Origin of the sequence: Pseudomonas sp. FSL W5-0203 (assembly GCF_001896155.1) — a bacterium.
Lineage (GTDB): Bacteria > Pseudomonadota > Gammaproteobacteria > Pseudomonadales > Pseudomonadaceae > Aquipseudomonas > Aquipseudomonas paracarnis.
In genome coordinates, this window is sequence record NZ_MPOR01000003.1 from 272,693 (window position 1) to 293,234 (window position 20,542).

At 58.6% G+C, this 20,542-nt stretch carries 20 protein-coding genes and 1 pseudogene; 13 read left to right on the top strand and 8 right to left on the bottom strand.

Annotated features, from left to right (window positions below):
- Positions 1-23: 23 nt before the first annotated feature.
- Positions 24-464 (bottom strand): peptidoglycan-binding protein LysM, encoded by a 441-nt coding sequence (gene lysM, locus BOP96_RS05015; RefSeq protein WP_003187704.1) that lies wholly within the window; start codon positions 462-464, stop codon positions 24-26.
- Between the two features lie 242 nt (positions 465-706).
- On the opposite strand from lysM, the gene fdhD reads away from it, so the two are divergent.
- From fdhD to BOP96_RS05030, 3 genes are all read left to right on the top strand, one after another.
- The gene (fdhD, locus tag BOP96_RS05020; RefSeq protein ID WP_003187702.1) at positions 707-1,546 is read left to right on the top strand and encodes a formate dehydrogenase accessory sulfurtransferase FdhD; all 840 of its coding nucleotides are present in this window, start codon (positions 707-709) and stop codon (positions 1,544-1,546) included.
- Positions 1,543-3,891, top strand: coding sequence for an FdhF/YdeP family oxidoreductase (locus tag BOP96_RS05025; RefSeq protein WP_020302413.1), 2,349 nt, complete (start codon positions 1,543-1,545; stop codon positions 3,889-3,891). The genes fdhD and BOP96_RS05025 overlap by 4 nt, the downstream gene beginning before the upstream one ends.
- A 349-nt stretch (positions 3,892-4,240) precedes the next feature.
- A complete protein-coding gene (locus tag BOP96_RS05030; RefSeq protein ID WP_014716482.1) occupies positions 4,241-4,723 on the top strand; it encodes a glycine zipper domain-containing protein in 483 nt (160 codons plus the stop codon).
- 146 nt (positions 4,724-4,869) lie between these two features.
- Here the strand turns inward: BOP96_RS05030 and BOP96_RS05035 are convergent, their stop codons facing one another.
- The 3 genes from BOP96_RS05035 to BOP96_RS05045 all read right to left on the bottom strand — a co-directional run bounded on the left by BOP96_RS05035 (position 4,870) and on the right by BOP96_RS05045 (position 8,652).
- Positions 4,870-5,301, bottom strand: coding sequence for an acyl-CoA thioesterase (locus BOP96_RS05035; RefSeq protein ID WP_032894109.1), 432 nt, complete (start codon positions 5,299-5,301; stop codon positions 4,870-4,872).
- A gap of 12 nt (positions 5,302-5,313) precedes the next feature.
- Entirely contained in the window at positions 5,314-7,251 is a 1,938-nt protein-coding gene (locus tag BOP96_RS05040; RefSeq protein ID WP_014716481.1) for a RecQ family ATP-dependent DNA helicase, read from the bottom strand.
- A gap of 225 nt (positions 7,252-7,476) precedes the next feature.
- Positions 7,477-8,652 (bottom strand): tetratricopeptide repeat protein, encoded by a 1,176-nt coding sequence (locus tag BOP96_RS05045; RefSeq protein WP_073451984.1) that lies wholly within the window; start codon positions 8,650-8,652, stop codon positions 7,477-7,479.
- A 175-nt stretch (positions 8,653-8,827) separates the two neighbouring features.
- On the opposite strand from BOP96_RS05045, the gene BOP96_RS29435 reads away from it, so the two are divergent.
- The 6 genes and pseudogenes from BOP96_RS29435 (at position 8,828) to BOP96_RS05070 (ending at position 12,654) form a co-directional block, all read left to right on the top strand.
- Positions 8,828-8,998 carry a YhfG family protein gene (locus BOP96_RS29435; protein ID WP_120247828.1) on the top strand — a complete coding sequence of 57 codons (171 nt, stop codon included), beginning with the start codon at positions 8,828-8,830 and terminating at the stop codon, positions 8,996-8,998.
- Positions 8,998-9,597, top strand: a complete 600-nt coding sequence (locus BOP96_RS05050; RefSeq protein ID WP_032901793.1) for a putative adenosine monophosphate-protein transferase Fic — start codon at positions 8,998-9,000, stop codon at positions 9,595-9,597. The genes BOP96_RS29435 and BOP96_RS05050 overlap by 1 nt, the downstream gene beginning before the upstream one ends.
- A 300-nt stretch (positions 9,598-9,897) precedes the next feature.
- The gene (locus BOP96_RS05055) at positions 9,898-10,194 is read left to right on the top strand and encodes a hypothetical protein (protein WP_032901792.1); all 297 of its coding nucleotides are present in this window, start codon (positions 9,898-9,900) and stop codon (positions 10,192-10,194) included.
- Positions 10,195-10,483: 289 nt separating this feature from the next.
- Positions 10,484-10,960, top strand: a complete 477-nt coding sequence (locus tag BOP96_RS05060) for a hypothetical protein (protein ID WP_032901791.1) — start codon at positions 10,484-10,486, stop codon at positions 10,958-10,960.
- A gap of 281 nt (positions 10,961-11,241) precedes the next feature.
- Positions 11,242-11,598, top strand: a complete 357-nt coding sequence (locus BOP96_RS05065) for a DUF1493 family protein (RefSeq protein ID WP_032901789.1) — start codon at positions 11,242-11,244, stop codon at positions 11,596-11,598.
- Between the two features lie 191 nt (positions 11,599-11,789).
- A pseudogene (locus tag BOP96_RS05070) lies at positions 11,790-12,654 on the top strand (EamA family transporter).
- A 57-nt stretch (positions 12,655-12,711) separates the two neighbouring features.
- Here the strand turns inward: BOP96_RS05070 and BOP96_RS05075 are convergent.
- Together BOP96_RS05075 and hslO are read right to left on the bottom strand one after the other, a co-directional pair.
- On the bottom strand, positions 12,712-14,253 hold the full coding sequence (locus BOP96_RS05075; RefSeq protein WP_005783824.1) for a phosphoenolpyruvate carboxykinase: 1,542 nt from the start codon (positions 14,251-14,253) through the stop codon (positions 12,712-12,714).
- A gap of 179 nt (positions 14,254-14,432) precedes the next feature.
- Entirely contained in the window at positions 14,433-15,335 is a 903-nt protein-coding gene (gene hslO, locus BOP96_RS05080) for an Hsp33 family molecular chaperone HslO (protein WP_073451986.1), read from the bottom strand.
- Between the two features lie 124 nt (positions 15,336-15,459).
- On the opposite strand from hslO, the gene BOP96_RS05085 reads away from it, so the two are divergent.
- On the top strand, positions 15,460-16,263 hold the full coding sequence (locus tag BOP96_RS05085; RefSeq protein ID WP_020302422.1) for a phosphatase PAP2 family protein: 804 nt from the start codon (positions 15,460-15,462) through the stop codon (positions 16,261-16,263).
- 74 nt (positions 16,264-16,337) lie between these two features.
- Here BOP96_RS05085 and BOP96_RS05090 read toward each other — a convergent pair whose 3' ends face one another.
- Positions 16,338-16,745: an RNA-binding S4 domain-containing protein gene (locus tag BOP96_RS05090; RefSeq protein WP_003236026.1), complete on the bottom strand. Its 408-nt coding sequence runs from the start codon at positions 16,743-16,745 to the stop codon at positions 16,338-16,340.
- A 116-nt stretch (positions 16,746-16,861) separates the two neighbouring features.
- Between BOP96_RS05090 and rimA the strand changes: the two genes are divergently transcribed.
- Genes rimA through rimK form a run of 3 tightly spaced genes read left to right on the top strand, consistent with a single transcriptional unit; the run spans position 16,862 to position 19,039 of the window.
- Complete coding sequence (rimA, locus tag BOP96_RS05095) at positions 16,862-17,641, top strand: S6 modification regulatory phosphodiesterase RimA (protein ID WP_020302423.1); 780 nt, start codon at positions 16,862-16,864, stop codon at positions 17,639-17,641.
- 13 nt (positions 17,642-17,654) lie between these two features.
- The gene (rimB, locus tag BOP96_RS05100; RefSeq protein ID WP_003187676.1) at positions 17,655-18,137 is read left to right on the top strand and encodes a retropepsin-like aspartic endopeptidase RimB; all 483 of its coding nucleotides are present in this window, start codon (positions 17,655-17,657) and stop codon (positions 18,135-18,137) included.
- Entirely contained in the window at positions 18,134-19,039 is a 906-nt protein-coding gene (gene rimK, locus BOP96_RS05105) for a 30S ribosomal protein S6--L-glutamate ligase (RefSeq protein ID WP_003187674.1), read from the top strand. The genes rimB and rimK overlap by 4 nt, the downstream gene beginning before the upstream one ends.
- Positions 19,040-19,179: 140 nt before the next feature.
- Here the strand turns inward: rimK and BOP96_RS05110 are convergent, their stop codons facing one another.
- Positions 19,180-20,493: an ATP-binding protein gene (locus tag BOP96_RS05110; RefSeq protein WP_014716473.1), complete on the bottom strand. Its 1,314-nt coding sequence runs from the start codon at positions 20,491-20,493 to the stop codon at positions 19,180-19,182.
- Positions 20,494-20,542: the final 49 nt, after the last annotated feature.

A 20,542-nucleotide genomic window follows, 5' to 3' on the forward strand; every position in this document is an offset into this window, starting at 1 on the left:
CTTCCCACATTTTGCCCTGCGTATTACTCAGGGATGCGCAGTGTCTGGCCGGGGTAGATCTTGTCCGGGTGCGACAGCAGCGGCTTGTTAGCCTCGAAAATCTTGTTGTACTGGTTGGCATTACCGTACACCGCCAGGGAAATCGCGCTGAGGGTATCGCCCTTTTTCACTACAACGAAGCGAGCAGCGGTAACCGCAGGGCCAGTAACAGTGATCTGGTCATCCACACTTGCCACGCCGGCAATGTTACCCAGCGCCAACAGGATCTTCTCTTTCTCTTCCTGCGTGGCCACTTCACCGGTCACCGTGACCTTGTCGCCATCCACCGTGGTCTGCACGTTTGGATTACCCAGGCCCACCTTGCTCACATGCTCCTTCAACTGCTCACTCGCGTTCGCATTACCCGGCGTCAACAGGTCAACAATCTTTTCGCCGGCTTCTTTGATAAAGCTAAAAATACTCATGGTGCGCTCTCCTTGGGATTTAATTTCCAGATGCCCAAGACTAGACCAGTCCTGCCGACTTGGGTTCCAGACTGGCTAAAGACTCAAAAGTATCCAACTCACCCCTGCCTGGAATAAGCCCGACGCAAACGCCGGTGAACCTTGATCGACGCCCTCTATCAATAGATCAATACTGGCGATTAGACGTGACCCTTTGTCGCGCCTAGTCTAAACACTGATCAATCCGCCGGTGGTACTGCCCCATGAACGCCAAGCGCCCTCACTGCGCGGCGCCCGCTCTCGAATCGACCGCGCCCGTCGCTAGCCAGAGCTATCACTATTGCAATCTTGAACACACGGAAGTCGCCAGCACTGCGCTGGCCGAAGAAGTGGCGTTGGCGATTGCCTACAACGATATCAGCCAGGCGGTGATGCTGGTGACGCCTACGGACCTGGAAGACTTCATTGTAGGTTTCAGCCTCGGCAGCGGCATTATCACCGACGTTAACGACATTTATGACCTGAAAATCAGCGGGTCAGGCGCAGCCCAGTACGCCCAGGTACAGGTTTCCAGCCGTGCGTTCTGGAACCTCAAGCAGCAACGCCGCCAATTGGCGGGCACCAGCGGCTGCGGCCTGTGTGGCGTGGAAGCGGTAGAGCAAGCATTGCCCGACCTCCAGGTACTGCCCGGCGCGCCCTTGCCGCCGGCGCAGTGGCTCGACGGCCTGCGCCAGCGTATCAGCGCATTCCAACCCCTGGGCCAGCACAGCGGCGCCGTGCATGCGGCGGTTTTTATGAACAGCCAGGGGGAATTGCTGATGGGTCGCGAAGACATCGGCCGGCATAACGCCCTGGATAAATTGATTGGCGCGTTGATCCGCCAAAAGATTCCGACCGACGGCGGCCTCGCGATTGTTACCAGCCGCTGCAGCCTCGAATTGATTCAGAAAGTCTTGCGCGCGGGCATCCAGACCCTGGTCAGCCTGTCGTCGCCTACCGGCCTGGCCTTGCAATGGGCGCGCCGGCACAACCTCAACCTCATCCACCTGCCGCAAAAAAGCGCGCCACGGGTCTATAGCCCTGCGATGGAGCACCAGCCATGAGCCTTCACCACCAAGCCGACCAGACCCCAACCCCACGCTACAAGCCCTATAAAGGCCCAGCCGGTGGCTGGGGCGCTCTGATCAGTGTGGCGCAAGCCTGGCTAACCAGTGACAACGCCCTGAAAAACCTGCGCATGATGCTCAAGACCAATCAGAACGGCGGCTTCGACTGCCCGGGCTGCGCCTGGGGCGACTCGCCGGAAAGCGGCATGGTCAAGTTCTGCGAAAACGGCGCCAAGGCGGTCAACTGGGAAGCCACCAAGCGCCGCGTCGATGCGGCCTTCTTCGCCAAGCACAGCGTCACAGCGTTGCTGGAGCAAAGCGACTATTGGCTGGAATACCAGGGCCGCCTGACCGAGCCGATGCGCTATGACGCCGAGACCGATCGCTACACGCCCATCAGTTGGGAAGCCGCCTTCGACTTGGTCGGCAAGCACCTCAACGCACTGCCCAGCCCGAACATGGCCGAGTTCTACACCTCGGGCCGCGCCAGCAACGAAGCCGCCTACCTGTACCAGTTGTTCGTACGCGCCTTTGGCACCAACAACTTCCCGGACTGCTCGAACATGTGCCACGAAGCCAGCGGCGTAGCCCTGGCGCAGAGTGTCGGCGTGGGCAAAGGCACTGTGACCTTTGATGACTTCGAACATGCCGATGCCATTTTCGTCTGGGGCCAGAACCCCGGCACCAACCACCCACGCATGCTCGAGCCGCTACGCGAAGCGGTGAAACGCGGCGCTCAGGTGGTGTGTATCAACCCCCTGAAAGAGCGCGGCCTGGAGCGCTTCCAGCACCCGCAACATCCGCTGGAAATGCTCACCAACGGCGACAAGCCGACCAACACCGCCTACTTCCGCCCGGCGCTGGGTGGCGATATGGCTATCTTGCGTGGCATGGCCAAGTTCCTGCTGCTGTGGGAACGCCAAGCCCTGGCCGAAGGCAAGGAAGCGGTGTTCGACCACGACTTCCTCAACGAACACACTGCCAACGTCCTGGAATACCTGGGTCAGATCGACGACACCTCGTGGGAGGAGATCGTCGAGCAGTCCGGCCTGACCCTGGTGGAGATCGAGCAAGCGGCACGCATGTACGCCAAAGGCAAGAATGTAATCATGTGCTGGGCGATGGGGATTACCCAGCACCGCCACTCGGTGCCGACTATCCAGGAAATCGCCAACCTGATGCTGCTGCGCGGCAATATCGGCCGCCCAGGTGCCGGGCTGTGCCCGGTGCGTGGCCACAGTAACGTACAGGGCGACCGCACCATGGGCATCAACGAACGCCCACCGGTGGCGTTTCTGGACGCGCTGGAGCGTCGTTTCCAGTTCCAGGTGCCGCGCGACAATGGCCATAACGTGGTGGAAGCGATTCACGCCATGCTTGAAGGCCGCTCCAAAGTCTTTATCGGCCTGGGCGGCAACTTTGCCCAAGCCACGCCAGACAGCACGCGTACCTTTGAAGCGCTGCGAAATTGCGACCTGACCGTGCAGATCAGCACCAAGCTCAACCGCAGCCACCTGATGCACGGTAAAGATGCGTTGATCCTGCCGTGCCTGGGCCGCACCGACATAGACATCCAGGCCGACGGCCCGCAAGCGGTGACGGTGGAAGACTCGTTCAGCATGGTCCACGGCTCCAACGGCCAACTGCAACCGCTGTCGAAACTGATGAAGTCCGAGCCGGCGATCCTGGCGGGCATTGCTGCCGCCACCCTGGGCAGCAAGCCCGTGGATTGGAACTGGCTGGTGGCCGACTACGGGCGCATCCGCGACCTGATCGCCGACACCATCCCAGGCTTCAAGGACTTCAACGAGAAAATCAAACATCCAGGCGGCTTCTATCTGGGCAACTCCGCCGGCGCACGCCGCTGGAACACTCCATCAGGTCGCGCCAACTTCCGCCCGAACATCTTGCCCAAAGACCTGATCCACGAACGCACCCACGCCACGGGCCGAGTGCCGGACCTGATCATGCAGTCGATGCGCTCCCATGATCAGTACAACACCACCATCTATGGCCTGGACGACCGTTATCGCGGAGTCAAAGGCCAACGTGACGTGCTGTTCGTCAACGAAGCCGACATCATCCGCCTGGGCTTCAAGCCGGGGCAGAAGGCAGACATCGTGTCGCTGTGGGAAGACGGTCGTGAGCGCCGCGTGAAGGGTTTTACGCTGCTGGCATTTGATATTCCGGCGGGGCAGGCGGCGGCTTACTACCCCGAAGTGAACCCGTTGGTGCCGTTGGAAAGCACTGGCGACGGTAGCCATACGCCAACGTCCAAGTTTGTTGCGATTCGCTTGGAAGCGGCGAGTGACAGTGGGTTGATCATGGCGCGCTCGGCCTGACTCGATCCGAGATATGTGTTGCTTGAACTAACGCTTTCGCGGGCAAGCCCGCTCCCACACTGGGATGGGTTCACCATTGAGACTGTGTGGACCGATCTGATGTGGGAGCGGGCTTGCCCGCGAAGAGGCCAGCACAAGCACCACACATTCGGCAGGCACAAAAAAAGGCCGCTTTTGCATAAAAGCGGCCGTTCCGAAGTAGCTAAAGACCCGTAAAAACGACTTAAGTTCCCCGTACAAAACAGTAACTTAGCAAATTGTATACAACCTCTGCCGCCGGTCGGATTTCGATTGTCAGCGCCTCGATACAACCTCAGGATCGCGCCGTCATCCCTTGAGGTTTCCCTGAATGAAGTTCTCCTCGATTCTCTTGTTGTCCCTTGGCCTGGTCAGTGGCGCAGCCATGGCAGGCGGCACCACCGAAGCCGGTGTAGGCGGCGCATTGGGTGGGGTTCTAGGTTCCGTTGTCGGCCAGCAGCTGGGCGGCAACACCGGTTCGACCATCGGCGCGGCCCTCGGCGGCGCAGGCGGTAGTGCAGTCGGCGCCGACAAACGCAGCCGTGGCGAAGCCGCCATTGGTGGCGCATTGGGCGCAGCCGGCGGTAACGTCGTGGGCCGCAGCGTCGGCGGCAGCACCGGCGCACTGATCGGCTCCGCGGCCGGCGGTGGCGCGGGCGGCGCGCTAGGCAACTACATGGGTAACGAAAGTGATCGCGACAACCGCCATTACCGCGATCGCGACCGTGACGATCGTCGCTACTACCGCGATGGCCACCCAGGTCGCGGCCATGCCTATGGGCATCGCAAGAACAAGCACCGTTATCGCGACTGATAAACCCGCGCTCTGACGAACACATCCGATGTGGGAGCCGGGCTTGCCCGCGATAGCAGTGAATCAGGTTTGGACGTATTGCCTGATACTGCGCCATCGCGGGCAAGCCCGGCTCCCACATTTGGTCTGTATTGCTTGTAGGTGCGTCAAACCACCAAGCGCTGCATCGCTTCGCGCAACATTCCCGGAATCGGCACTGGCTGGTTCGAGGCTCGGTCCACAAACACATGGACAAAGCGCCCCGCCGCACACGCCTCCTGCTCGCCCGCCTTGAATACTGCCAGCTCATACTGCACCGAACTATTGCCCAGCTTGCCTACCCGCAGGCCGATTTCAATGCGCTCGGGAAAAGCAATCGAGGCGAAGTAATCGCAGGCCGAACTCACCACAAACCCCACCACCTCACCGTCATGAATATCCAGCCCGCCCTGTTCGATCAGGTAGGTATTAACGGCTGTGTCGAAGAAGCTGTAGTAGGTGACGTTATTCACATGGCCGTAGGCATCGTTGTCGTGCCAACGCGTGGTGATCGGTTGGAAGTGGCGGTAGTCGTCGCGCACAGGCGTTGAGTCAGGCATCGGCAAGTCTCATCAAAGTTGATCCAATTGAGCATGGGCCCAGTCGCGCACCTCGGCGTAGGGGTAGTCTTCCAGCGCAGCAAAACCGGGAATGCCCCGCGCCTTCAACTTGGTAAACAACGGTACGCTGATACCGCCAAGGAAACGCGTCAAACGCTCCGCATTCGGCAAGTGCCCCGTGTGCTCATGATGCCTGTGGATAAAATCACCGCACAGCCCCATGAAGTTTTTATCCACAAGCGGCGGCAGGCTCGGCGGCGCCGGCAGATGGGCGACCTGGCCGTGGCATACCGAACAATGCCCGCAACGCTGGGGTGCATTATCATCACCAAAGTAGTGCGCCAGACGCTGCCCCAGGCAGTGGTCGGTGGCGAACAGGTCGAGCATGGCGTGAATCCGCGCGACCTCCGTCACCTCATGCTGCTTGAAGCCTGTGTATAACTCGGCGCTTAACGCGTGCGGGTCGAAATGGGTGTCGAGCAAACTGTAGACCTCAGTCATCTGCTTGCTTTCGAGCTCGATCAGGCCCTGCTCCTGAAAATAATCCAGTGCCTTCACCACCCGGCTACGCTCGGCATTGTGCTGTTGATAAAGCGCATCGAAATCGACCGTCGCCCAGGTTTTAGCGCGCTTGCACACCTGGATGATCGCCGCGACAAACTGCTGCCGCTCGCCGGAAAAACGCGCCAGCAAGGCTTCGGGTTCGATCAGGTATTTGAAACGGTATTCCGCATAAAACGCATAGCGCGGCGCGATCACGCCCTTGAGCTCCAACTGCACCAAGAGCGTCTTGAGCGGCAGCTCGCGAATATTGCTGTGGTCCGACAGCGACCTGAGCAGGAACTCCCACTGCCCTTCACTACGCGCGGACTGCAACTCCTCCAATACGCGAAAAATGCCGTCCTGCTCCGGCGTATCACCGTACACGAAGTTTTCCAGCACATTGAGGCTGTCGCGGTTGGCCAACACCAGGCAATCCGACGGCTGCCCGTCACGCCCTGCGCGGCCGATTTCCTGGCTGTAGTTCTCGATGGACTTGGGCAGGTCGAAGTGCACGACATTGCGGATGTCACTCTTGTCGATGCCCATGCCAAACGCGATAGTTGCGACAATGCAATTGGAACGCCCGCCCATGAAACGCTGCTGGATACCTTCGCGTTTTTCATGGGGCAGCCCCGCGTGATAAGCCTCGGCCTGAATACCGTGGCGGTTCAGATGCTCGGCAATCTGCTCGGCGGTTTTCTGCAAGGTGACGTAGACGATACTCGGCTGGTTGGCCCGCGCTTTCATCCACTCCACCAGCCTGCGGCGTTTGTCATGGCCGCTGACGGGTTCCACCAGCAGGTTGAGGTTGGGCCGATAGAAGCCCGTGGTCACTACATCTTCGGCAGCAATGGCGAACTTGGCCTGCATGTCAGCGATCACCTTGGGCGTGGCCGTTGCCGTCAGCAACAGCGCCTGAGGGATGTTGAACTGGCGCTGGTAGTCCGGCAGCTTCAAATAATCCGGACGGAAGTTGTGGCCCCATTCGGAGATACAGTGCGCCTCGTCTACCACCAGCAACGAGATCTGCACGCTGTTCAGGAAATTACGGAAACGCTCGTTCTTCAAACGCTCCACGGAAATCATCAGAATCTTGAGCTCGCCCGACCGCGCACGGGCCATTACATCATTGGCCTCATCACGGCTCTGGGCCGAGTCGATACTGCCCGCCGAAATGCCATGGCGCTGCAGGAAACCCAATTGGTCCTGCATCAACGCCAGCAAAGGCGACACCACCAACGTCAGGTGCGGCAGCAACACGGCCGACAACTGGTAACACAAGGATTTGCCCGAGCCCGTAGGGAAAATGGCGGCGGCAGATCGCCCAGCCAGCACGGCGCTGACCGTCTCTTCCTGGCCCAAGCGAAAGTGTGGGTAACCAAAGACCTGCTGGAGGGTGTCGTGCATAAGGCTGTCACTCCATTGACCGCTGAGTTGGCTCAAAAACATAGCCCGGGATTCTCAGCGAATCGAGAAAGGTCGCATGGAAAAAAGAGACAGGATGATACACAGGGGGAGGGATGGCTCAGGGCCGAAGTGGGAGTTTTCTGAGAAAGTAACAGGAAGCAGCAGATTAAAAATGTGGGAGCTGGCAAGCCCTCCCCCACATTTCACAACCGAGCTACTGCTGAATCAGCGGTTCTGCACCCGCTCGATCGCAGTGTCATACACCGGGTTGGCCTTTTGCTCCTTGGCCAATTGGTAATGACGCAATGCATCCGGGAACTGCCCAGCCGCTTCATAGATGCGTGCAATGTTGTAGTAAGCACCGGCACGCACAGTCGCGGCATTGGTACCGGTGGCCAGGGCGATAGCCTTGCGGTTGGCCCAGATCGACTCCGCGGTATTGCCGGCTTTCTGATACGCCAGGCCCAGGTTGCCGTAAGCCTTGCCGAAGCTGTTATCGAGCTCGATGGCTTGACGGAAGAAGTCGATGGCCTGGTCCAGGTTACCGGCCTGGTAGGCCGCTTCGCCCTTGAGGTTCAGCCTCTTCGCATCGGCCTGTACCGACGAGCTCACTGTCACGGCGGTGACGGCCACGCTGTCGTCCAGCAAAGGCTTGACCTCGTTGAGTACATCTTCGGCGCCGACTCTCACGCCGGTGAAGGTGTTGATGTCCTGGAAGTCGCCACTGCCGGTCATGCGGAACACGGTCCACAGGTTGCCCGTGCGGTTCTGCGGCACATAGTAAGTGCGTACCAGGGATTGCCCCATGTACACGAACACCTTGGCCTCACTGTTGGACAATTCGCTGGAAGCGGGAGAGCCGCTGTTGGAATAGTCGTGCACGGCATAGACGTAGCTTTCGCCGTAATGCTTTTTCTGCAGGGTGATGGTCTCCGGGCCATAGCTATCGGTGTCATCCACGTCCAGTTCGGCGTCGGTGCCCTTTTTATTGTTGAAGAAGATGTTATTGCCGGGGAAGATCATATGGGAGTCGAGGTCGCGCGGAGCCTTGCCCCAGGTCAACACCACACGCAGGCCGTCGAGATTTTCCATCACCGGGCTGATGGCATAGGTCATGCCTTTGCACGGGCACTTCACCACCAGGTTGGAATAGCCAGGCTTCTTGATGATCAGCAGGTTGCTGGCATCGTCAGCCGCTTCACTGGTCAGCGTTACCTGGCCTTGCGCGTTGGTACGGCCCACCACGTTCTGCGCGCCATTACGTTGCAGCAGCACTTCGGCATCGGCGATTTTCTGGTCCTTGACCACCGCGCTGAGCACTTCAATCGGCAACTGCTCGGCCTGGGCAGAAAACGCCACCGCACACAAAGATATCGCCGAGGCGACACGAAGCAAACCCATGCTTAACTCCCTTTAAGTAGTGGGCGGAATCGCCCTGCAAGATTTTGCGGTGAAACATACGCTGAAATGAGCTCGCTGGCAGATTTTTTATACAAGTTGTGACGGGCGTTTTATCCCGCCTACCGAGCTACGCATTGCGCTACAATCAAGCCTTGCTTTCCAAGAGGACGCAGCGATGAGCGAACTGACGTTTGAGCAAAAACAGGATCACTATCACAAGATCCGGCGTTCCAATTACTTGGCCAGCCTGCGCCTGGAAGGGTTCGATACCCAACCGACCGACGTCGAAAAACCCCTGCCGACACGCGAAGCCGTCCTTGCCAAGTACCGCAACACCTCACGCTGATGCTCGACAAATACGGGGTGGGCCAGGACCCATACTGCTACCCCGGTAGCAGTACTCTGCGCAACCGCCTCGATTTGCTCGATGAAGAACGCCTGCACCAGGCCGAGCGGGAATTATCCGAAATCGCCGTAGCCAACCTTCCACTCTTTCCGCCGCCCTACGACCTTGATCGCCTGCAACACATTCACCGCATCCTGTTCGGTGACATTTATGACTGGGCCGGCGAACTGCGCAGCGTCAACATCCAGAAAGGCGACACGCTGTTTTGCACCCCGGAGCGTATTCCACCGGAAGCGGCAAAAATTGTCCGGCATATGCAAGACGCCAATTGGTATGTCGGTGCGACTCAGGCTGACCTTGTGCGTCAAATCGCTGAAGCTTATGGCGACCTGAACGTCATTCATCCCTTCCGCGAGGGAAATGGACGGGCGCAGCGGATCCTGTTTGAGCAGATCATCGTAAACGCGGGGTTTTCGGTGAATTGGTGGTTGGTGAAACACGCGGCGTGGATACCGGCAAATATTGATGCGGTGGCGTGTGACTATCGGGGATTGGAAGCGATTTTTGAGCGGTGTATCGGTAGGCCTCTGAGTGCTTGATCGAACTTCGAACGACTAAACTATCTGTTTATTGCTCGAGAACAAACTCACTTTTAAGGTTCGGCTCGTCGCTGCCAATTCAGCGACCGGGTTTGGTCACCTGAAAACAGCACACATAAGTGCCATTACTTGCCTTGCGAGCGTCTATCGTCTCGTAACGCACTGCTATGGCGGCTGTGTGTGGGACGTCTTCGGACGTGTCGGATTGCTGTTTCCGGCTGGCCAACCCGCGCACAGTCCGCCACCCACCGTTTGGCCACGGTGATGTCGGTTACCTAACAGCAAACCGAGTACGTTCAAATGCAAATACCTGAAACGAGGGACCGCTATCGTCAGTTACGCACCAACTTCACCGATACCCACCCTCTTGTCATAGACACCGCAGCCAAAGCTGAAGATATCCAATCGGCCGCCCACCAGCGTATCCGCGCTGCCAGCGACTTATTGGAAACCTTCTCCTGCCTGACCTTCGACCACGCCGACCTCAAAGACATTTCCCACATCATTAATGCGCTGTACCTGCTCGTTCAGGACGGCTGTGATTTGTTGGAAGCCGCGCAACACGTTCAGCTGCAACCTGAACAAGCGCAAGTCTAAGCAACACCTGTGTAGGAGCGAGCTTGCTCGCGAAAATCGCCAACGATGACGCGGTAAATCAGAAAAAACGCGGCGCCCCTGAGTTTTTCGCGAGCAAGCTCGCTCCTACAACTGATCAGCTTTACCTATTACATCGTTGCAAGCCATAAATGCCGGAGGCTTTTGTAAGACACCGCCAAACGTCACGCCATCCGTTTCCCAAACTGCTTCAAATACCCGCTCAACCCTCTATACGAGTTACGCGTAGCCGACTGAACATAACCTCCTATCAACTGTCTCGGAAAAAACCGTGAACATCGAAAGGACTCAATATATCGGCCACTATGGCATCACTTTCACGGTAATTCGACTCACCGTGATGCCAAACAATCAACAAGAGCTAGCCACACTTTGCTTGCTGGAAGTAAAAGCTTCAGCGATAGAGGTCCGCTTGCGGCTTCAGAAGTTGTACGAAAAGATGCTCGCCCGAGATCTACCCTGCGTCATGACAGTGGCCGTCTCAAAGCCACTGACCAGGAAGCAGGCAGATAGCTTGAACAATCGGAACAACCTCATAAAAGAAATCATTTCTGGCGCAGTTGCAGCCCCTGTCGGGATCATATCCAGCAAAGCAGAATCGATAGTCGAGAACGCTATCAGCGATTTGATTTCTCGCAGGATCCGCAACTTTCACAGCGCAGACATCGTCATTGGCCTGGATGCTCAGGTCAGCGGTGGCATAGGCCCGCAGCGCTCAAGCGTCTCAATGCATGTGTACTCCAGATGAACTTTAGTCAATGGCTTTACCTACAAACAGCGCTATTATTCGCTCTCCATCTGCTGCTGTATTACAAAATCACTGACTGCACGTTAAGAACGCGTTTCGCCGTTACCTTCATCGTAACGGGACTGCTTCTGTTGTTCTGGCTACCCTACATTGCCATTGTCCTGAACATTCAACTTCTTCCCCTGGCCTTGTTCTTGATAGGCTTGGCTCTCTTCGTCACGCGAAACAAATACCGCCTGCAACGTAAAAGGCCCCCTCACCCACTCCTACGCACCCCCACTATGAACCTGGCCCCCAACTTCCCCGAAGATCCAGTCATGCAGCAGCTCCTGCAATTGCTGCATGAAGAAATCGGCTTGCCAAAACACAAGACCATCGGCCTGCACACCTCACTGAACTTCGACCTCGGGTGCGATGGCGCTGAGGCCAAGCAATTCATGGAGGCGCTTGAACAGGATTTCGGGGTCGACCTGGGCGACTACGACGCTTATCGTTACTTCCAGCCGCCGGTGTTCGACGTGTTCCTGAAGCGTCGCGCCAAGGGCCGTGGTGACAAGATCCCGCTGACCATCGGCATGCTCTACCTGGCGATCAAGACCCACCGCTGGGACACGCAGATGCTGGAAAACCTGAGCTGATTCCAATGAAGGTTTTTTTGTAGGAGCGAGCTTGCTCGCGAAAAACTCACAGGCGCCGCGTTCATTCAGCAAGCACGCGTTATCGTTGACGTTTTTCGCGAGCAAGCTCGCTCCTACAGTATTAGGGCAAGCCCGCTCCCACAGTGGATCTGCGCTCATCTGACGAGCCGTATAAATAACAAGGACCTTACATGGACGTGACAATGGGCCTGCTGGCCGCTCTGCTCTGGGGTGGCACGGACTTTCTGGTGGGCCTCAACGCCCGAGCCGTTGGCGTAAAACGCGCGGTGTATTTCGGCCAAGCCCTCGGTTTTTTGATCATGACCCTCCTGCTGGTCATTTTCCCGGCCTTCCTTTTCAAATCCCTTGATGCGCCGTTAAGCGTTTGGGCTCCTGGGCGTCGCCGCCGCTCTGCTGACGGTGTCCGGCGCCCTTGCGCTGTCCAAAGCCTTTGCCTTGGGCAAAGCGGCCATCGTCGCGCCATTGGTGACGTCCTATGGGGTCGTGACCACCTTGCTGTCCTGGGCCAGCGGTGAACACATCAGCCTGATACAACTGGGCTGCATCGCCCTGTGCGTGATCGGCGTTGTGCTGTCCAGCGTTCACAAGGACAACGGTACGCCTCACAACAACCCGCGCCTGTCCATTGCCTACGCCATGTTCGCCGCAACCTTGTACGGCACCAGTTTCTGGCTGCAAGGCCGCTACACACTGCCAGCGCTGGGGCCAATCACCATGTTGTGGCTGGGTTACCTGGTAGGCCTGTGCGTGCTGGTGGTGATGGTGCTGAAAATCAGGGATGGCCTGAAGATCCCGCCGCTGAAAAACTGCGCGACGTTGACCGGGGCGAGCTTGATGAACCTCGGCGGTTTCTCGGCGTTTTCGTGGGGCGCAATGGCCGGCTCGGTGTCGGTGGTGACGGTGATCAGTACGCTCTCTGGAGGGATCGCGGCGATCCTGGGGTTTGTATTTTTCAAGGAGCGGTTGTCAGCGGTGCAGGTGGCAGGTGTCGTCCTGGTGCTGGTCGGTGCAGTGGTACTGCATATCGCCGGCTAACGTCGCGCACAAAAAAGCCGCCTACTTAAGAGGCGGCTTTTTTACAACCAGCGAATCTTACAACTTAGGACCCGCCGCCTTGATCGCATCGCTGACTTCAAACTTCTTGAAATTCTCGATGAACAGGCCAGCCAGCGCCTTCGCTGCTTCGTCGTAGGCAGCCTTGTCAGCCCAGGTGTTGCGTGGGTTCAACAGGCCGGTTTCAACGCCCGGTACGGCCAATGGCACGTCGAGGTTGATGGTGTCCAGGTGTTCGGTTTGCGCACCGATCAACGCACCGCTCTGGATCGCTGCAATCACGCCGCGAGTGGTCGGAATGTTGAAGCGTTTACCAACGCCGTAACCGCCGCCGGTCCAGCCGGTGTTGACCAGGTAGACCTTGGAGCCGAAACCACGGATACGCTTGATCAGAAGCTCTGCGTATTCGCCAGCCGGGCGTGGGAAGAACGGCGCGCCGAAGCAGGTGGAGAAGGTCGACTTGATGCCGCTGCCCGAACCCATTTCGGTCGAGCCCACCAGAGCGGTGTAGCCGGACAGGAAGTGGTAGGCCGCTTGTTCTTCGCTGAGGATCGACACAGGCGGCAGTACGCCGGTCAGGTCGCAGGTCAGGAAGATCACCGCGTTTGGCTCGCCGCCCAGGTTCTTCTCGGAACGCTTGGCAACGTGCTCCAGCGGGTAGGCGGCACGGCTGTTCTGGGTCAGGCTGACATCGGCGTAGTCGGCGTGCTTGGCCTCGTCGATCACGACGTTTTCCAGCACCGCGCCGTGCTTGATGGCTTTCCAGATAACCGGCTCGTTCTTCTCGGACAGGTCGATGCACTTGGCATAGCAGCCGCCTTCGATGTTGAACACCACGCCTTCGCCCCAGCCGTGCTCGTCGTCACCGATCAGGTAACGGCTTTCGTCGGCAGACAGGGTGGTCTTGCCAGTGCCGGACAGGCCGAAGAACAGGGTCACATCGCCTGCTTCGCCAATGTTGGCGGCGCAGTGCATCGGCAGCACGTCGGCAGCCGGCAGCAGGAAGTTCTGCACCGAGAACATGGCTTTTTTCATTTCACCGGCGTAACGCATGCCGGCAATCAGTACTTTTTTCTGGGCGAAGTTGAGGATCACGCAACCGTCGGAGTTAGTGCCGTCACGCTCTGGCACGCACTCGAAGTTGGCCACGTTGAGCACTTGCCACTCTTCACGACCGGCCGGGTTGTACTGGGCCGGGTTGATGAACAGGCAACGACCGAACAGGTTCTGCCAGGCAGTCTGGGTGGTCATTTTCACGGCCAGGTAGTGGTCTTCTGCAGCCCCTACGTGAACATGGGAAACGAAATGCTCTTGCGCGTTATTGAACGCCTCGACGCGAGCCCACAGGGCATCGAACTTGTCGGCCGGGAACTTGCGGTTGATCGGGCCCCAGGCGATGGCGTCCTGGGTGGAAGGCTCTTCAACGATGAAACGGTCAACCGGCGAACGACCGGTGCGGTGACCGGTTTCTACGACCAGCGCGCCAGTATCGGCAAGCACGCCTTCACCGCGCTGCAGGGCTTCTTTGACCAGATCGTCAACACTCAGATCGGTGTATACGGCGTTATTGGCTTGCGTCATGAGGTTCCCCGTCGGCCTATGGCCGAGTGCTCCAAACGTTTTGTAGTAGAAAGTTGCGCACTACTACCGCGAAAAAAGTGGGCCGGATTATGCCAGAAAAGCCCAAAAAGAGTAGGGCCCTCCCGTCAGAACACCTCTAATCCGGCGTTTGTCAGGTGATTTACCTGTGCTTAAACGTTTTAGTGGCGGGTGTCGGAAGGGGTGTCGCTGCCTGCGCCAGCGAACAATTGCGCTACATCAGCCGCATCGAACAGGTAGCGCTGGTTGCAGAACTGGCAGTCGATCTCGATATGGCCGCCATGTTCCACCACCAGGTTTTGCGCATCTTCCAGGCCCAGGCTGACCAGCGCGTTACCGGAACGCTCGCGCGAGCAACTGCAGCGAAAATGCAGGCCCTGTGCGTCGAACAGGCGCACGGCCTCTTCGTGGTAGAGGCGGTGCAGGATGGTTTCGTTGTCCAGGCCCAGCAGTTCTTCGGCCTTCAAGGTGTCGGCCAAGGCGATGATATGCCGCCAGCTTTCGGCACGATCATCCTCATCCTTGATGCGATCGGCCGGCAGTTGTTGCACCAGCAAACCACGGGCGCGCTTGCCGTCGGCGTTAAGCCAGAACTTGGTGCCCACTTGCTGGGACATAACGAAGTAGTTGGTGAAGCATTCCGACAGGGTCTGACCGTCGAGGTCGACAATACCCTGGTACCGCTGGCCCTCGGTCGGGTCGACAGTCAGTGCCAGGACGCCATTGGGCATCAGGTCGGCCAAGGTGGCATCTGCGGCAATCTGGTCAGGCTCGTAACGGGCCAGACCACGGATCTCGCGCTCGCTCGAGCACTCGATCATCAACATGGGCACTGGCCCTTCGGAACGAGCCTGCAAGATCAGCAAACCGTCGAACTTCATGGTGCCCACCAGCAGCGCCGCAGCGGCCATCAACTCGCCGAGCAATTGCGCGACCGGCTCCGGATAGGCGTGTTTGGCAAGGACTTCGGCATAGCTGAGCTCCAACGAAACCATCTCGCCGCGGGCATCGCTCTCATCGAAGATGAAGCGTTGGGTGAAGTCGGTATCCGGTAGATCAGTCATAGGTCTGGGTATCTGAAGTGATGACAAAATGATTACAAGGTTTATAAAATTAAACGCTTTAGCACCATCTTGGTGCGACTTCTCCTGAATTCAAGGAGCTGAATAGAGCGATGAGGGACAGTTTATGAACAATCCGGGTTTGTTCCAAGCCAACTGGAACCTCCGGCGATGGGCTCTTTGCAATCTACTCGCTATCGGGCTGCTGTGTTTTTGGCTGTGGCCCACGGGCCAGATGCTCTGTGTGATTTTCGACGAGTGGCTGTTTCATCTGCTCAATGGCCCATTGGCCACGAACTCGACCTGGTTGCATATATGGGCCGTGGCCAGCCTGCGGCCGTTTGATGCAGTGGTCGGCGTGATTTTGCTGGCACTGCTGATTCGCGGCGACTGGGTGTTCAAGGCCGTGCAGGTGCGCCAGGCGTTTTTTGGCTTCCTCGGCATTCTGCTGCTGTTGCTGTTTGTCCGCATGCTGTTCTCCAAACTCGCGGCGCACATGGGCTGGCAGCACAGTAGCCCGTCGATGGTCATCAGCGGCGCGATTCAAATGAGCGACTTTTTCCCAGGGCTGGAGAAAACCTGGGAATTGAAGGACCGCTCGAGCCAGAGCTTCCCCGGCGACCATGCTTCGGTGCTATTGATCTGGGCGATGTTCATGAGCGTGTTCGCCCGGCGCATCGGCCAGGTGCTGGTGATCTGGGGCCTGGCGCTGCTGTTCATGATGCCGCGGCTGGTCGCGGGCGCGCACTGGGGACAGGACGACTACATCGGTGGCGTACTGCTGGCGCTGTTGGCGTTGGGCTGGGGGTATTACACGCCGTTCGCGGCGAAGGTGTCGGGCGCTTTGTTGCGGATGACGGCGCCGCTTTTCGGGCTACTGAGCAAGTTGCCCGTTATTGGGCGGTTGAGTGTCATGCGCACAACTCCGTAACCCCCAGGGCTAAAAGTGGGAGCGGGCAAGCCCGCTCCCACATTTGATCGAGTGTGCATGGGCGACTCGTGCAATCAATCGTCATTGCCGCTGCCGCGAAATTTGAATAGATCGCGGCGCTGCTTCTTGCTCGGCTTGCCGTCAGTGGTCAGGCCTGAAGCACCTGCTTTGCGCATGGCTGCAGCGTTTTCGCGCTTGGCGATGCTGGCTTCGGTCTCGGCATACAGTGCCTGCGCTTCAGGCGCGCCGCGGCGTACGATGGAAAGTGCCTGCACCACGATGGTTTTTTCATCAAACCCTGTACGAATCTGAAACTCGTCGCCGACGCGCGGCTCCTTGCCCGGTTTGCAGCGCTCGCCGCGATGATGCACCTTGCCGCTCTCGATAGCGGCCTTGGCCAGAGCGCGGGTCTTATAGAACCGCGCTGCCCACAACCACTTGTCCAGCCGGACCTTCTCTTCCTCTTCCTGCTTTTGAGCCACTTGAATTCCTCGCTCTGAAAAATGTCGCAACTTTACCGTTGAAACCCTTCGACGCATAAACCCCAAGGCTCACCTAAGATACGCCAGGTAGCACCCTGTTTTCGCGAGGATACGCCGTGACCGACTTTCCCCTTTCCCTCACCTCGCCCAACCAGGGGTGCGTGGGTTGCCAGCAAAGCGAGCCTCTGGGGTTCGATTTTGCGTTCGCCTACCAGCCTATCGTAGACCTGCGTGACCATTCGATCTTCGCCAACGAAGCCTTGGTGCGCGGCCCCCTGGGAGAAGGCGCGCTGTCGGTGCTGGCTCAGGTCAACGCAACCAATCGCTACCGCTTCGACCAGCGTTGCCGGACCAAGGCCATCGCCGGTGCCGCGGCCCTGGGCATGCAGACTCACCTTTCCATCAACTTCATGCCCAATGCGGTATATCGCCCGGAACTGTGTATCCGCAGCACTCTGGAGGCCGCCCGAGCGCACAATTTCCCGCTGGACCGGCTGATTTTCGAGACTCTGGAAAGCGAGCACGTAGATAACTATCGCCATTTGACGAATATTCTGCGTGAATACCGCGAATTCGGCTTCAAGACCGCCATCGACGATTTCGGCGCGGGCTATTCGGGGCTGAACCTGCTGGCCGATTTCCAACCTGACTTGATCAAGCTCGACATGGCGCTGATTCGCGATGTCGACCAGGATCGTGTCCGCCAGGTCATCGTCCGAGGGATTGTCACAATCTGTGAGCAGTTGGGGGTTACTGTCATCGCCGAAGGCATCGAAAGTGCCGGCGAGCGCGACTTCCTGTCCGACTGCGGAATATTTCTGATGCAGGGCTTCTGGTTCGCCAAGCCTGCATTCAAAGCGTTGGCTGAGGTATCTCCTCAAGCCTGGGCGAATTGACCGGTTAACCATATTGAAGACATTTGACCATTTGACCGTTGTGGGTCTGCGTGAGTGGGTGGCACTTCCCGACTTGGGAGTCGCAGGCCTGCGCGCGAAGATCGACACCGGTGCCAGTACCTCAAGCCTGCACGCCACCGATATCGAGCCCTTTGAGCGCGACGGTGAAAAGTGGGTGCGTTTTACCGCGCACCTGGGCAGCGTGGTGCAACTGCGTCACCGGCGCTGTGAAGCGCCCCTGGTGACGATGAAAACCATCAAGAGCTCCAACGGCCATGCGCAGGTGCGCTACGTGATCAGCACCACCCTGGCCCTGGGTGATCGGGTATGGCGGGTGGAGTTCACCCTCGCCTGTCGCAAAGCCATGCGTTACCGCCTGCTGCTGGGCTCCAAGGCGCTGATTGACGGCCAGCTGGTGGTCAATCCGGGCCTCAAGTACGTTCAAGACAAGCCGGTGTTCCCGGTCTCCACTATTTCTGCCCCAGGTGCTGCATGAAGATTGCTGTGCTGTCGCGAAACCCGCGTCTGTATTCTACCCGCCGCCTGGTCGAGGCCGGCACTGAACGTGGCCATGAAATGGTGGTGATCGACACGTTGCGTGCCTACATGAACATTGCCAGCCACAAGCCGCAGATCCACTACCGGGGCAAGCCCCTGGAAGGCTTTGATGCGGTGATCCCGCGTATCGGCGCTTCTGTGACGTTCTATGGCTGCGCGGTATTGCGCCAGTTTGAAATGATGGGGGTGTTTCCGCTGAATGAATCCGTGGCCATTGCACGCTCGCGGGACAAGCTGCGCTCCCTGCAACTGCTGTCGCGCCGGGGCATCGGCCTGCCGGTCACCGGTTTTGCCCACTCCCCGGATGACATTCCCGACCTGATCGAGATGGTCAATGGCGCACCGCTGGTGATCAAGGTGCTGGAAGGCACCCAGGGCATCGGCGTGGTGCTGTGTGAAACAGCAACGGCAGCGGAGTCGGTGATTGAGGCGTTCATGGGCCTCAAGCAGAACATCATGGTGCAGGAATACATCAAGGAAGCTGGCGGCGCGGACATTCGCTGCTTCGTGGTAGGCGACAAGGTGATTGCGGCGATGAAGCGCCAGGCCAAGCCCGGTGAGTTCCGCTCCAACCTTCACCGTGGTGGCAGCGCCAGCCTGATCAAGATCACCCCGGAAGAACGCATGACCGCGCTACGGGCAGCCAAGGTGATGGGGCTGAGCGTGGCGGGTGTGGACATCCTGCGCTCCAACCATGGCCCCTTGGTGATGGAAGTAAACTCATCGCCGGGCCTGGAAGGAATCGAAACTACCACCGGTAAGGATGTGGCGGGGATCATCATTCAGCATCTGGAAAAGAATGGCGGGCCGAATATGACTCGGACCAAGGGAAAGGGCTGAATACCCACATCTGCCACACGCCGCAAACCACTGTGGGAGCTGGCTTGCCTGCGATGACGCCGGTACATTCAACATCGTCGTTGAATGAACTACCGCTATCGCAGGCAAGCCAGCTCCCACATTTGCATTCATATTGCTTGTTAGACGGCGTCTCTAGGCAGCATCAACCCCAACGGCAGCCGCACCCGCGCCTCCAACCCGCCGCCTTCCCGGTTGCGCAACTCAACATTGCCGCCATGCATCGACGCAATCCGCCGCACAATCGCCAACCCCAACCCGGTGCCCTTGCCTCCTCGGGCTCGGTCGCCACGGGTGAAGGGGTTGAAGATACCTTCCAGTTCCGCCGGGTCGATTCCTGTGCCACGGTCCATCACGCTCAGCACCACGTAAGGTGCGGCACTGTCGCCAGAAACGTACGCCGCCACTTCCACATCGGAACCAGCATGGTGCAAGGCGTTGCCAATCAAGTTGTTCAGCAGGCGCTTCATCGACACCCGGCGTAATGCGAACGGCTGGATCGGCTCCAGGCGCGTGCGCACCTGCTCACCGTTCTGGTTATAGGGCGCAACCACCTCACGCACGAGCTCCGTGAGGTCGACCTCCTCGACCACCTCATCCCGCCCGTCGCGGATGAACGCCAGGAACTGGTCCAGGATGGCGTCCATGTCTTCGATGTCGCGCACCATGTCATCGGTGAGGTCGGTATGGTCACCCATCAATTCCAGGGACAAACGCAATCGCGTCAGCGGCGTGCGCAAGTCATGGGACACCCCCGCCAGCATCAACTCGCGTTCGCGCCCGGCCTGTTCGACATCTTCTGCCATCTGGTTGAAGGCGCCGTACACCTCGGTCATCTCACTGGGCGTGTCGCTGACCGGCAAGCGCACACTACGCCCCTGGCCCAGTTGGCGAGCGGCAAACACCAGGCGCTTGAGGGGTTGGTTGAGCTGGCGGACGAAGATCCACGCCGACGCCGTTGAGAGCAAGCCAATGGCCAGGAACCAACCCAACACGTTCCAGATTTTTTGCCCACGCAGCGGGTGCGGATAAAGCGGAACCTTGATCCACGCATCCCCCAGGCTTGGCGCTCGCACCCACAACGCAGGCGAAACATGCATACGAAGCCGCACCTCGGTATCGGCGCCCAATTCGGCCTGCATCTGGCGCTGGTAAATCTCGCTGTAGGGCCAATGTTGCTCGCCTTCAGGCACACCGGCGCCGTCAACTCGAGTGAGGGTCGATGCCTTGGCTACCTTTTCGCGGTTCTCAGGGTCTACCGCCCAATAACCACGCAATGTCAGGGCGACGCCATGGCTGTACTGCCGATCCACCAGCACGTCTTCGTTCATCAGCAGATAAACCAACGTGAGTGCCTTGGAAAACAGAACGACAATAAGCACCAGCCAGAGGGTGCGGGAGAAGAAACTTTGCGGGAACCACAGCGGGGTTTTCATAGATGAAAGCTGCACACCTTGCAGGAACGAGCGGTGCTCGCAGAATTGC